11 protein-coding genes and 1 tRNA gene are annotated in these 13,666 nt (G+C 59.8%); 5 read left to right on the top strand and 7 right to left on the bottom strand.

Translation table 11 applies throughout. From position 1 onward, the window contains the following. Window positions 1–3 precede the first annotated feature (3 nt). Entirely contained in the window at window positions 4–1,425 is a 1,422-nt protein-coding gene (locus JXQ94_RS10935; RefSeq protein WP_421923821.1) for an MFS transporter, read from the bottom strand. Between the two features lie 35 nt (window positions 1,426–1,460). Further along, complete coding sequence (locus tag JXQ94_RS10930) at window positions 1,461–3,842, bottom strand: TonB-dependent receptor (protein WP_421923820.1); 2,382 nt, start codon at window positions 3,840–3,842, stop codon at window positions 1,461–1,463. A gap of 115 nt (window positions 3,843–3,957) precedes the next feature. Between JXQ94_RS10930 and JXQ94_RS10925 the strand changes: the two genes are divergently transcribed. Next, complete coding sequence (locus JXQ94_RS10925; RefSeq protein WP_421923819.1) at window positions 3,958–4,902, top strand: LysR family transcriptional regulator; 945 nt, start codon at window positions 3,958–3,960, stop codon at window positions 4,900–4,902. A gap of 142 nt (window positions 4,903–5,044) precedes the next feature. On the opposite strand, the gene JXQ94_RS10920 is transcribed toward JXQ94_RS10925, so the two are convergent. Together JXQ94_RS10920 and JXQ94_RS10915 are read right to left on the bottom strand one after the other, a co-directional pair. Then, the gene (locus tag JXQ94_RS10920) at window positions 5,045–6,439 is read right to left on the bottom strand and encodes a hypothetical protein (protein WP_421923818.1); all 1,395 of its coding nucleotides are present in this window, start codon (window positions 6,437–6,439) and stop codon (window positions 5,045–5,047) included. Between the two features lie 261 nt (window positions 6,440–6,700). Next, window positions 6,701–6,790 (bottom strand) — tRNA-Ser (locus JXQ94_RS10915). A gap of 161 nt (window positions 6,791–6,951) precedes the next feature. Between JXQ94_RS10915 and JXQ94_RS10910 the strand changes: the two genes are divergently transcribed. From JXQ94_RS10910 to JXQ94_RS10895, 4 genes are all read left to right on the top strand, one after another. Next, entirely contained in the window at window positions 6,952–7,545 is a 594-nt protein-coding gene (locus tag JXQ94_RS10910; protein ID WP_421923817.1) for a DUF1579 family protein, read from the top strand. Between the two features lie 84 nt (window positions 7,546–7,629). After that, a complete protein-coding gene (gene msrA, locus JXQ94_RS10905; protein ID WP_421923816.1) occupies window positions 7,630–8,271 on the top strand; it encodes a peptide-methionine (S)-S-oxide reductase MsrA in 642 nt (213 codons plus the stop codon). A gap of 76 nt (window positions 8,272–8,347) precedes the next feature. Further along, a complete protein-coding gene (locus tag JXQ94_RS10900) occupies window positions 8,348–9,022 on the top strand; it encodes an HAD-IB family phosphatase (RefSeq protein ID WP_421923815.1) in 675 nt (224 codons plus the stop codon). 115 nt (window positions 9,023–9,137) lie between these two features. Continuing rightward, complete coding sequence (locus JXQ94_RS10895) at window positions 9,138–9,866, top strand: DUF4386 domain-containing protein (protein WP_421923814.1); 729 nt, start codon at window positions 9,138–9,140, stop codon at window positions 9,864–9,866. Here JXQ94_RS10895 and serA read toward each other — a convergent pair. The 3 genes from serA to lepA form a co-directional block, all read right to left on the bottom strand. After that, window positions 9,863–11,068, bottom strand: a complete 1,206-nt coding sequence (serA, locus tag JXQ94_RS10890; protein ID WP_421923813.1) for a phosphoglycerate dehydrogenase — start codon at window positions 11,066–11,068, stop codon at window positions 9,863–9,865. The two genes, JXQ94_RS10895 and serA, sit on opposite strands and share 4 nt — an antisense overlap. A gap of 134 nt (window positions 11,069–11,202) precedes the next feature. Then, window positions 11,203–11,733: a peroxiredoxin gene (locus JXQ94_RS10885; RefSeq protein WP_421923812.1), complete on the bottom strand. Its 531-nt coding sequence runs from the start codon at window positions 11,731–11,733 to the stop codon at window positions 11,203–11,205. A 72-nt stretch (window positions 11,734–11,805) separates the two neighbouring features. Then, on the bottom strand, window positions 11,806–13,614 hold the full coding sequence (gene lepA, locus JXQ94_RS10880; RefSeq protein ID WP_421923810.1) for a translation elongation factor 4: 1,809 nt from the start codon (window positions 13,612–13,614) through the stop codon (window positions 11,806–11,808). Window positions 13,615–13,666: the final 52 nt, after the last annotated feature.

Here is a 13,666-nt window from a genome sequence, read left to right as displayed (position 1 = left end):
CTCTTATTCGGCCGACGCCTTGAGCTTGGCGAGGTTGTCCTCGTGCTCCTCACGACTGATCCGGTAGAGATTGGTCGCGACCACCTTAAGCAGCCACAGCACGACAACGGCCGGCAGGTAAATTTGCGCAAGGGCGGCAATGCTGCTTTCAGAGACCTCGCCGGGAGATGCGCCTTCCGGGAAATTGGCGAAAACCAGAACGAGAGACGCGGCCCACACTCCAAGCCCCTGCGTTGCCTTCCGGGTGAAGGTGATGGTGGCGAAAAACACGCCCTCCGAGCGCCGCCCGGTACGGACCTCATTCTGCTCCACCAGGTCAGCAATCATCGACATCATCAATGTCTGTATGGTGATCGCGAGGGTCATCTCCAGCACCGTCACAATCAACAGAATTGGAAACAGGCTGGGATCACCATTTTCTGGCAGAAGCCCCAGCAAACGCAGGCCAATCAATGTCGGTGACATGAACACAATCACGACACCACAAATGATGGCCGACTTCTTTTTGCCCCAGGTCCGAGACAGTGCGGGTGCGAGGTTCAGGGCCAAAAGCGAAGCAACGAACACGGCGAGGACCAGCACGCTGATCTGATCGGGCGCGAGCCCCCAGAAGAAAGTGTTGAGATAGAGATTCAGGCTCATCGTGAGACCCGTCGCGACCGCCGCCAGCACCGTTGCGAGGAAGATCGCCAAGAAAGAAGGCACCTTGAGCGTCTCGATAACCTCGGAAAATACCGAGCCGAGATTACCGTTCTGCCGGCCTTCAGTTTTCGCCAGCGGCACGGCGAGGGGCTGTGTGCCAAGGCTTGCTATCACGATGGAAATGAAAATCAGAGCGGACGCCAGAAATCCATAAGTGGCGAAACCGTCACGATTGAACAGACCCTGCGGGTTGGTCTCCGAGGGAGCCAGGATGACCATGAGAGTGAATACCGCCATCAATGTGCCGGCTACCCACCCAAAAAAATTGCGCCAGGCCATCAAAGTTGTCCGCTCGTCATAATCGCGGCTGATTTCGGCGGCGAGCGCGGAGCTCGGCACCTCATAGAAGGTCACCAAAGCCCGGACCAAAATGGAAAGCCCAACCAGGTAGAAAAAGAGGTGGTCAGGACTCAGACTCTCTGGTGGCGCCCAGAGGAAATAATAGCAACACGTCACCGGGATTGCGGCAGCATACATCCAGGGATGTCGTCGCCCGAACCGTCCCGCGGTATTATCGCTCAGATACCCCACGACCGGATCAGTGAACGCGTCACACAGCAGCGCGAGGAGCAAGGCCAGCCCCACCAGGCCGGCCTCCACTCCAAGTATCTGAGAATAGAAGATCAGTAAAAAATAGTCGAAACCATTGTTCTTCACCCCATAGGCCACGGCCCCAAAGCCGTAGGCGAGTTTCGAGGGGAGTGTCAGCTTCTTCGGCGTCATTGGTTTTCTCCATCCACCTGACCCAGTTGCCCGGCCTAGTAGCGAACGCGGAGTTCGATGCCATAGGTGCGCGGCGGATTGAGCGTCACGCGACGCGCGAAGCCCGAGTCGGCGGAACCAATTTCAAGACCGTTATAGGCCACCTCATCCGTTGCATTTCGGATATAGCCGACAAGGTCATAACGGCCTGAAGCGCTCTCCCAGACGGCGCGCCAGTCAACCTGTCCAGACCCAGGGGAAAGGTAGCGCTCCGTGTTGAAGGGAGAAAAATACTGGTCACCCACATAACTGTATGACCCGACAATATTCAGGTCGCCGGCGTCGAAACCGAACCGATACAAGGCCGTCAGGTTGAACTTGTGCTCAGGCGACTGGGGCATGGTCGCGCCATCAAGATCCTGTGCACCGGCAGCGGCATTGGCGAGGTCGACCGTGCAGCAGAAGTCCGTAAACTCCGAATTGAGATAGGAGTAGGTCCCGTAGAATTCGAGGTTCGGGCTCGGGGCCCAGATGACTTCCAGCTCGAGGCCGGCGGAACGTGCTTCATCCGCGTTGATGAAGTTGTCCCTCACGACGGGTCCGGAAAGCACCTGAACGGGGATTTGCAGGTCCTGATAGTCGTACAGAAACGCCGAAGCATTGACCTGGAGCGTATCTCCGATCGTCTGCTTCAGGCCAACTTCCCAGGCAATCAGCTGCTCTTCCGCCACAGCGGGTGTGAAGGCATAGAGATTGAACCCACCGGACTTGTAGCCTTGGCTCACTCCGCCATAGACAAGCGTGTCATCATCCGGACGCCATTGCAGTCCGATCCGGCCAGTAAACCCGTCCCATTCACCTGAAACATCACGAACATTCGGCCCTTGCCCGATCAGTGAGGGTGTCGCATCCAGGGCGCAGCAGGATGCAAATGCGCCCTCGACTGCCGGTGCGAATGGTCCGTATCCCAGCGATCCCGCCACAAAGGGCGCCCACAGCATGTATTGCAGCGTCTCGCGGCCATGCTTCTCATCCGAGGTATATCGAAGCCCTGCCGTAAGTCGCCATTGCGGTGTCAGATCATAGTCGATCTGACCAAAGGCAGCCCAGGATGTGGATTCAAGCTCCGCGCCAAGATCAACATAGTTGAGGGCCGGATTGGGCACACCGGTCGGCGCAAGGGTGAAGCTGTTGAGCAGCGTCCCGAGCTGGGCCTGGTTGGGACTGGCAATATCGTAGGACTGCTCGGTATTTTCCTCATAATAGTAGAGCCCGGTAATCCACTGCATCGGGCCGTCACCGGTCGAGCTCAGATTCAGCTCGTGACTGGAGAATTCCTTGTCTTCGGTGATGGTCTCGATTCGACCGGCCTCGACGACGGGGCCAATGCCGAATGCCGGATAGGAGACTCGCGAGGAACGGTCAAAGTCGCTGTCCTGGAAGAAATCATAGGTCTGCCACCCTCCCGTATATCGCATGCGGATGCCGTCGAATTCATAGGTCACCGCGGCTGTCACGGCATGCTGGTCATCCAGCCGGTATTGCCCGTCATAATCATGACTGACCGTGAACGCATCTGTCGCGGCCGGATTGGCGTTCGCATAGCCGAAGGTAGGGGATGGCAACAGACTGCTCGATCCGAAATAGGTCGCGGTTTCGTACGGATCAATCTGGATACCGGTGGTCGGTGTCGAGTCCGCTACAGAGCCATAGTAGCGAACCCAGACATCAAGATCGTCCGAGAGATCCGCCTCCAGTTGGACTTCATAGAAGCGTACATCAGCTTGCGCCTGGTCGGCTCCCGCGTCATTGCGGATATAGCCGTCATGGCGATTCGACGACCCTGCAACACGCATCCTTGCAGCATCCGACAGGGGCACGGACAGAGCAGCCTCGGTAATGCTTGTGCCATAGTTTCCGAGGGTCTGTCGGAACTCGAACTCTTGCTCGTCACTCGGCCGTCGGCTCACCACATTCACCGCACCACCAATCGAGTTGCGGCCATACAGCGTGCCCTGCGGTCCGCGCAAAACCTCTACGCGTTCAACGAACAAGGAGGAAAGACCGATGACCGACGCTTCCGACGTGTAGACACCATCCGCATAGGTCGCCACACCCGGATCACTGCCAGGTGTGTTCAGGAAACGTCCCACGCCGCGCAGAAACACGCGATTTGGGAATTCCGAATAGCTCATGCCGGGCGTCAGCCGCGCGATGTCCTGGGTCGTCAGGATACCGAGGGTTTCTCGTCGCTCAGACGTGTATGCCGACACGGCAACAGCCACGTCCTGCAAGTCGGCCTCTCGTCTCTCCGAGGTTACAGTAATTACCTCGCCCACCACGCTGACTGCCTCCTCGGTCGCGTCCTGGGCGTGAGCACTGCTGATCGTGAGCAGCGCTGCAGATGCAATGCCAGACAGTAGAACTTGCTTTTTCATCGGTTTCTCCCCGCTCTGAGGCCGGCCTCCCCGCCGCCCGGATATAATTGAGGTGAAACGATTGCCACGCTAACCAAAATGGTCAATAAGGTCAGTTTTGCTTACCTAGATTGTCATGATTGAACTCACCCGCTTTCAGTATCTGATCGCCTTGGCAGAAACCGGAAACTACCGGCGAGCCGCAGACAAGCTTGGCATCACACACAGCGCTCTGAGCCAGATGATCGCCAAGATGGAACGGGATGCCAGAGCCCCCCTGTTCGAGCGCCGGAAACGCGCCACGGTACCGACGGCCTATGGCGAAACCCTGCTCAATGCGGCGCGCGAGGCCGTCGCGCTGGTAGAAGATGCCAATCGGGAAATCTCCTTGATGCGCAATCTGGAGAGCGGCCAACTCAATGTCGGCATTGATCCGGTCCTGTCAGAAGGCTTGCTCGCGCCGGCCCTGGCGATGCTTTTGACACAGAAACCCAGCCTGCGCTTCACGACGGCCAGCATGAACTGGCGGACCAAGGAGAACGCGCTGGCAAATGACCGGATCGATCTGTTTATCGGTCTCGCACCCGACACTGAATCCAGCGCCCTGGAATACCGTTCGTTCAACCTGGCGCCGCCTGTTTTTGCCTGCCGGGCAAAGCATCCCATCCTTGGAAAACACGCCCTCACTCTGGACGATCTTGTTCACTTTCCGTTCGGCGGCGGCGACGTGCCAGACTGGCTTTTGATGCAGTTCATCACCGCCTTCCCCAGCCAGCTGAAATCATTGCAGAGCCTGCGCGAAATCTTTCTCACAACGTCAGACCTTGGCCTCACCCGGCACTTGTTGAAATCCACCGACATGATTGCGTTACTGCCCCAGCCGGTCGTTCAGACCGAGCTTGAAACCGGTCGTGTCTGCCTGCTGCCAGGGCTGCAAGACCTGCCTGCTCTGCGGATTTCAGGCGTTGTCGCCACTCGGGAGGATCGCCCGCTCTCACCTGCGGCGGCACAATTGTCGCGGATTGTCCTCGACATCGCCGAAGCGGGTTGGCAACAATATCTCACACGATCCCAAGCATAATGGCATGAACACCTCGCGGACTCGGACCACCGAACTATGAGGGTCGAGACTATCGGAGCGGTGGCGTCAGACAAAAGCGAACGGGTCTCTGAGCGGTTGGAACCCAACGTTCCAACCGCCAGCCGCAGCAAAGTCGACTCCTTCACCTCGCCCAGTTGGAACTTTGCTGCGAAGGCCTAGCCCATGGCCGCGCAGGCGTATCGCCGGGATAAAAGCCTGTCGCTGTTTCAGCTGATAACGCCAAAGCGGCTTCCAGCGCTGCGTCTCGACCCGCTGCAGCGTCGGAAAATCGTTCCCTGACTACCACATCGGGGAAAACGGCCATGCGGTCGTCGCTGGTGTCCGTGCTATAATAGACCTCGCTGGAAGCTTCAGGCTCTAGTCCGGAATGCGGAAGCGTAATCCCGCTATGCCCCAAAAATATGTTTGGCCGGCCGCCAGTGGGTTCGCCAATAGTTACAGCGCGCGTTGCAATTTCCGTTACGCCTGCAAAGACGCTTCCGGCAGATATTGTTTCACGCCCGGTTAGAAGCACGACGCTTCCACGCTCACAGCAAATACCCGACACCTGAACAAGGTAAGGAAGTGGAAGCGATCGACCAATCCAGCCGCCAAGGTTTGCGCGGATATCCAGGATTATGCGCGAAGGTGGAGTCTCTCGAGCGGCTATGTCTTCGAAGACGTCGATGGTGAACTCAAGAAAGCTTTGTTCGCCTTCGGCGTGAGACGAGGAGTTGAACTGAAGATAGACGACCTCGCCACCGTTCAAGTCTGAATACCAGAAACTTTCGTCCAAACGTTGGCGCGATAAAGGCGTGGGCGAGGCCGTCAAATCGTCTAGCGTTCGCCAGCCGTCCGGCCAGTAATACCCTTCGCTGCGACCGCTGCGCAGTACGGCATCCATGCTCTCATCAAGAGTTTGGTCCAAAACAACTTGGCGATTTCCCCCATCGAACATTTCTAGCGATAGTTCCACGCCGCCTTCGTCGTTCATCCAACCAAAATAGGAGTATGTCGCTGGGTGAATTAGATAATGTTCTACTGCCCAGCTCCGCTGACGCTCGGGGTGATCGGAAAAGGCATATCCTTGCATTTCATCAACGATCGTGGACGCCGAAATGCCATTTATGGCTATGACCCGCGCGCCAACCCAGTCACGGTACGGGTTGTCAGCTGCAGTGATGAAAACACCTTCCTCGTAAAGCCGAAATCTCAAAGGATAGGACCGTTCAAATCCTGGCGTGTCATTTACCGGATAGATTTGCACATGAGTGTCCATGGCCAGCGACAATAGCGAGGCCAAATCGAAATACTGCTCGACATGGGAAACATCACCTGTTCGCGCGCGCAACGCTCCGAGGCGCTCCTGCCACACGGACTCATCATTGAACCAGAACGGGTCCGGGTGGCGGCCGAGAACGAATTCCTGAACCTGTTCCAGCTCTTGTCTGGCCTGCTCTTGCGTCAGGTCATTTGCCAAAGCGTTTGTTACGCTGGCCGCCAACGCTGACAATATCACAATGGTCCGCCTAAACATGCCGTTCCCTTCGGTTAGAAGGGTGCGAAAATAGACACACGAGATGGTCGGGGCGTGGAGCCCCAGTTAATTTCTGTTCAGTTGGAACAGCAGAGAATTTGAGCATCCGAAGCGCCAGCTGCACTACTTTGAAACTCTCGTCGGGTTCAGATGCACTTCACCACCGCGCTTCGAATATTTGGATCATAGCACGGCGTTTACCCGCGGAACTTCGCGGGTATTTCGGATTAGGGGAAATCTCTGCTGATGAGACGGGAATAGTGGCGGTGAGGGTGGGATTCGAACCCACGAGACGGTTACCCGCCTACACGCGTTCCAGGCGTGCGCCTTCGACCACTCGGCCACCTCACCGCGAAGGCGCGGACTATACCCATCGCGGCGCATCCTGCAAGGCGTCTCGCTCAGCTTTCGCACCTTGCGAAGACGTGATTTGTCAGTCGCGCATCCGGACGACAATCTGACAGGCGAAAAGGGGGCCGTTCGTCCATCACGTCTGGTCACAGGGGAAAATCATGACAATCAGACATTGGGCCGCTTCCGGCCTGGTCTTCGGCGTGCTCGCCGGGAGCGCGCCCACCGTACTCGCCCAGGATGAGGCCGTGCGCCGCAGCTGGGGTGAAGAAGCCCGGACGGAGATGGAGCGGCTGGCGCCAATGGCCGGCGCCTGGTCGGTCCGCGAGTTCGACAGCGACCGCGCGGGCGGCTGGACCGGAGGGGAAACGGCCTACACGGTGACGATCCGCTATCTGCTCGACAATATGGCCCTGCGCGAGGATGTGCCCGAGCGCCCGATCAAACCCTGGCGACTCGAAACCTCCATCCAGTACGACCAGAACCGTGATGTTTTCCGACTGGTTGCGCTCGACGATACCTGGGGCAATCTCGATGTATTCGAGGGCGTCATGGGGCCGGATGGTCGCCTCGTGGTGGACAATCTGCGCGCGGATACGCCTTTCGTGAATGCGGACGGTTCGCGCACGCATTTCCGCCTCACCATCGCGATCGCCGACGTCGACCATCACAGCATGCGGATCGACGCCAGCAATGATGCCGGAGAGAGCTGGCGGCCCTTCCAGCGCATCGAGCGAACACGGCTTGGCCGCTGACGCAGTTTGAGCAGGTGCGGGCTCTGGTTTTTGTCTGCGGGCCCCCTATTTTGAGGGTCGATCCCGTGGCGCTGGAGCCCCTGCATGTCAGACCCTGTCTGGAAATCCGAAATCATTCCCGCCGACCAGGCCCTGCCCGGTCGCGCCAGTCCGATTGCCACCGCGCCGGCGCATGTCATCACCGGACGCGACATCCGGATGCCATGCCCTGAGGGCATGGCCGAGCTGCATCTCGGCCTGGGTTGTTTCTGGGGAGCCGAGCGTATTTTTTGGGAGACGCCGGGCGTGTGGCATACAGCAGTCGGTTATGGCGGCGGCTCGACGCCCAACCCCACCTATGAAGAAACCTGCTCCGGCGCGACCGGACATACCGAGCTTGTGCGGGTGATATTCGATCCGGCCCTCATCACGCTGGATGGCGTGCTGAAACGCTTCTGGGAGGCGCATGACCCGACGCAGGGCATGCGCCAGGGCAATGATCGCGGCACCCAGTATCGCTCGGCAATCTTTACTACCGGGACGGATCAGCTTGAGGCGGCGCGCGAGTCCGCAACCGCCTATCAGCAGGAATTGGCGAAAGCTGGCCTGGGGCGGATCACGACCGAGATCGCGCCGGCCGGGCCCTTCTATTATGCCGAGGATTACCACCAGCAATATCTGGCCAGAAACCCGTCCGGCTATTGCGGAATTGGCGGCACCGGCGTCGTCTGCCCGATCGGCACGTGACACCAGCCACGACCGGGGCGCTGACAGGCTTGCATCCGGCGTCTAGACTCGCCCCTAGTGAGCTCAGGATTCTGCCGTGACACGACTGATTGCCTTCGACGTTGATTCCACACTCCTGCGCGTGGAGTCGCTGGATACGGCTCTGGAGGCAGCCCTCGCCGAGCGCGAGGACAGGGTCGCGGCGAAGACCCGCCTGCACGAGATCACCCAGGCTGGCATGTCAGGCAGCATGGCCTTGCGTGACAGTCTGGAGGCACGCCTTCAGCTCGCTGCGCTCGACCGTGAAGGCGTGGCCGCCATCGCCGAGCACTTGCGACAGCGACTGACCCCGGGCGTGGCGCCGCTGCTCAGCCGATTACGGTCTCAGGGCGATACGCTGCATGCGATTTCCGGCGGGTTTGCTGATCTGCTCGAACCGGTTCTGGGCGATCTCGGATTCCGCCAGGGCGACATCCACGCCAACCGCTTTGTCTGGGAGGACGATCGGGTCGCCGGTCTGGACACCGACTATCCACTCTCGCGCAATGGCGGCAAGGCAGAGGTTCTGAACTCGATTTCCAAACAGGCTGGCGAGACCATCATGATCGGTGATGGCATGACGGATTTTGAAGCCTATGAGGCGGGCGCCGCCGACCGTTTCATCGGGTTTGGCCTGGTCGCCAAGCGCGATGTCGTCATTGCCGCCTGCGAATGGTCCGGAGCCAGCTATGTGCGCACGGTTGACGGACTGGCCAAGGCGTTGGGCGTCTAGGTCGCAGGCGTGGGCATGCCTTCAATGCAGGATGCGCCGATTTGCAAATCGGCGAGACCGGCGTCGGACCCGGCGCGAGAATGGGCGCCATGAACACGCCCGGATCGGAGCCCGCATGCCCAATACAGCCACACTGACCCGCCACCCTGTCACACTCGCCCGCCTCTCAGGGCTTGCCTATGTCGTGATAATTCTTTGCGGAATTTTCGCCCAGATGGCCGTTCGCGGCAGCCTCATTGACTGGCAGAGTGCCGACACCACCGCCGAGCTCATCCAGGATCGCAACGGATTGTTCCGCCTCGGCCTGCTCGCCGACTTTCTGGTCTTCGCGCTTGATATTGTGCTGGCCGTAACCTTCTACCGCTTGCTGGCCCCGGTAGACCGCGGCATCGCACTGTTTGCGCTGTCCGTTCGGCTGGTGATGAGCGGCGTGATGGTGACCGCCCTGCTGGCTCAGACAGCCCCACTGCTCTTGTTGGGCGATACTGCCATCGCCGGACAGTTCGAGCCGGCCGCCGCCAACACACTCGCCCTGACCTTTCTTGGCCTGCACAATGAAGGCTATATTCTCGGCCTGATGCTGTTCGGTCTGCACGGTTGCTCGCTTGGCATCCTGCTTGTCCGATCCGGCTATTTTCCGCGTTTTCTCGGCGCCCTCATGGGACTGTCAGGCCTGAGCTATCTGGCCCTTGGCATTGTCCATTTCGGATTCCCCGCACTGTCCGGTCTCGGCGGCCTTCTGCTTCTGCCGGCCGCCCTGCCCGAATTCGTGTTTGCCGGATGGTTGCTGATCGCCGGCCTCAGCCGCCGTCGTTGGACGGACCGATACGAGCCAGCTAACTAGCGGACCAGACGCGCGCTGATCGACCCGTCAAGCGCGCTGATATGATCAACGAATCCGGGCGGGAGGTCACCCTCAAGATCGGCGGCCACATAACCGAGCTGGCCGCGCGTCTCGAGTTGCTGCGCGGCGATATTGGCCCCCGAGGCGCTGACCGCGTCATTGAGGCGAGACAGGAAGCCCGGTGCGTTCGAATGGAAGCTCAGGAGGCGGGTTCGTCCCGGCTTGATCCGGCCGGGTTCGATCTCCGGCACATTGACCGCGCCCTTGGTTGCGCCCAGTGAGACAAAGCGGGCCAGCTTGCCCGACACGTCTTCGCCAATGGCTTGCTGGGCCTCCAGTGTCGAGCCGCCGATATGCGGGGTCAGGATGATGTTCTTGAAGGCCTGCAGGGGTGAGACGAAAGCCTCATCCTTGGACGCCGGTTCTTTCGGGAAGACATCGACAGCGGCGCCGATCAGGTGACCGCTTTCGAGGGCCTCGGCCAATGCGTCAATATCGACCAGGTCGCCCCGCGCCTGATTGATCAGAATCGAGCCCGGCTTCATTTTGGCGATGGAGTCGCGGCTCATGATATTGCGGGTCTGGTCGGTCGAGGGGACATGCAGCGTCACCACATCGGAGATCGCCAGCAATTCGTCCAGGCTCGAGCAGGACCGCGCATTGCCGTGCGCCAGCTTGGGTTCGGTGTCATAGAAATAGACATGCATGCCCAGGGCACTGGCGAGAACGGACAATTGCGAGCCGATATTGCCATAGCCGACAATGCCCAGCTTCTTGGCGCGAACCTCATGCGAATTGGTCGCCGATTTCTGCCACTCACCGCGCATGGCTGCGCCGGAGCGCATCGGGATACCGCGCATCAGCATGATCACCGAGGCGAGGGTCAGCTCGGCCACGGATCGGGTATTGCCGAAGGGACCGTTGAAAACGGGAATGCCGCGATCCGCTGCGACGCCGAGATCGACCTGGTTGGTGCCAATGCAGAAGCAGCCCAGCGCACGCAGATTGGGCGCCGCATCGAAGGCCGCCCGGTTCATCTTGGTGCGCGAACGGATCCCCGCCAGCACGGCCGGACCGAGGGCTGCATGCAGCGCGTCGATATCCAGAGCCGCCGCATGGCGTTCAATGGCATAGCCGTCCGCCTTGAAGGCGAGATCGGCGACAGGGTGGACATTCTCAAACAGGACGACGGGGTCGGACATCACGCAGCTTCCCAAGGGCATTGAGACGGCCAGAATCGCCACGTCTCACAATGCACCGCAACACGATGTCCGCGCCCTTGTCTACTGCATGATATCGCTACCGCGACCCGATTGGCACCGGGGGACGCGCAAGATTATTCCACGTTGAGCGCGCGCACAGCGGCAAGTGTCTGATCGACATGCTCATAGGGGCTCATATCGGACCAGGAAAAGGCAATCGTCGAATTTTGATCGATCACGTAAGAGGTGCGATTGGTCCAGCCCGGACGCATCATCATGCGGGCATCATAGGCGCGGGCCATGCCGTCTTCCGCGGCGAAGACCGGAAAGGCCGAGGCGCAGTGCTGGGTCGAGAACTCGGCCAAGCGGTCCGTATTGCCCCCGGTCACGCCAATGACGCGAGCGCCTTCAGCGGTGAACTGGTCGATCGCCTCAGCGAAGGCAGCGGCCTGGGCTTCACAGCCCGAGGTAAAGGCCGCCGGGAAGAAGAAGAGCACAACAGGTCCCTCCTCCAGCGCCTCGGCGAGATGGAAGGAGACCGGCTCACCGGCCTGGAAGCCGGAAACCGTGAAGTCCGCGGCGGCATCGCCGGCGTCAAGCTCGGCAAGGGCCGGAGCCGCGGTGAGGGCAAGAGCAGCAAGGCTGGCAGCAAAATGGCGGCGCATCATCATTCTCCCTGAGGGATGCGAAGAGTTGGCTCAGAACATGGCGCATCGGCCGCCGAAGGCAAGCCCCGGTCAATCATCATCCATCTTCAGGGCGGCGATAAACGCCTCCTGCGGGATTTCGACCTTGCCGAACTGACGCATCTTCTTCTTGCCCGCCTTCTGCTTGTCCAGAAGCTTGCGTTTGCGCGACGCGTCGCCGCCATAGCACTTGGCCGTGACATCCTTGCGCAGGGCCGACAGCGTTTCGCGGGCAATGATCCGGCCACCAAGGGCGGCCTGGATCGGGATCTTGAACATGTGCCGCGGGATCAGGTCCTTGAGCTTTTCGCACATGGACCGGCCGCGCATATCGGCGCGGGCCTTGTGAACCACCATGGAAAGCGCGTCGACCGGCTCGTCATTGACCAGGATCGACATCTTCACCAAATCGCCAACGCGATCCTCGATCCATTGATAGTCGAAGGATGCATAACCCTTGGTGACCGATTTCAGGCGGTCATAGAAATCGAAGACGACCTCATTGAGTGGCAACTCATAAACCACCAGCGCACGATTGCCGGCATAGGTCAGCTCAACCTGATTGCCGCGGCGATCCTGACAGAGTTTGAGAACGCCACCCAGATACTCGTCCGGAACCAGGATCGTCGCCTTGATCCAGGGCTCGGCAATGGTGTCGATCTTGACCGGATCCGGCATGTCAGCCGGGTTGTGCAGATCGATCTCGGATCCGTCATTCATGATGATGCGATAGACCACGGACGGCGCGGTCGTGATCAGCTCGATATCATACTCGCGTTCGAGACGTTCGCGGATCACTTCGAGGTGCAACAGGCCCAGAAAGCCACAGCGGAAACCAAAGCCGAGTGCCGCGGACGTTTCCATCTCGTAGGAGAAGGACGCGTCATTGAGGGCCAATTTCTCGATCGCTTCGCGCAAATCCTCGAACTCGGCACTGTCGACCGGAAAGAGGCCACAAAAGACCACGGGCTGGGCCGGCTTGTAGCCGGTCAGTGCCTTGTCGGCCGGACGGCGATCATCGGTGACCGTGTCACCCACCCGCGCATCCCGGACCTGTTTGATCGAGGCATTGAGATAACCGATTTCGCCCGGACCAAGACTGTCGATGGATTCCTTCTTGGGACGGAAGACACCGACCCCGTCGACAGGATAGGCCGCACCCGTACCCATGAGGCGCACTTTCATGCCCTTCTTGAGCGTGCCGTCGATCACCCGGACCAGACAGATGACGCCGAGATAGGGATCATACCAACTATCGACCAGCATCGCCTTGAGCGGCGCGGCCAGATCACCGGCATCGGGCGGCGGCAAGCGTGTCACGACGGCTTCCAGCACATCCTCGATGCCGAGTCCCGTCTTGGCGGAAATCTCGACAGCGTCGGACGCGTCGAGGCCGATCACATCCTCGATCTGCTCCTTGACGCGGTCCGGCTCGGCGGCGGGCAGGTCGATCTTGTTGAGGACGGGGACGATCTCGTGATCAACCTCGATGGCCTGATAAACATTGGCCAGTGTCTGGGCTTCCACGCCCTGGGAGGCATCGACGACGAGGAGCGAACCTTCGCAGGCGGCCAACGACCGGTTGACCTCATAGGCGAAGTCGACGTGACCGGGGGTGTCGATCAGGTTGAGGACATAGGTCTTCCCGTCCTTCGCCAAATAGTCCAGACGCACAGTCTGAGCCTTGATCGTAATGCCCCGCTCGCGCTCGAGCTCCATATTGTCGAGTACCTGCTCCTTCATCTCGCGCTTGGTCAGCCCGCCTGTCACCTGGATCAGGCGATCGGCCAGCGTGGATTTGCCGTGGTCGATATGGGCCACGATGGAGAAATTGCGGATGAGGGACGGATCTATGGTCATGGAGCGGGCAGGTAGCATCGCCAAGCGGTTTGGCCAAGCGGGATAGGCTGTT

The sequence above is a fragment of the Maricaulis maris genome, from assembly GCF_049116555.1.
Classification (GTDB): domain Bacteria; phylum Pseudomonadota; class Alphaproteobacteria; order Caulobacterales; family Maricaulaceae; genus Maricaulis; species Maricaulis maris_C.
Note: the sequence above shows the minus strand (reverse complement) of the source record. Positions and strands in the feature narration are given on the sequence as shown.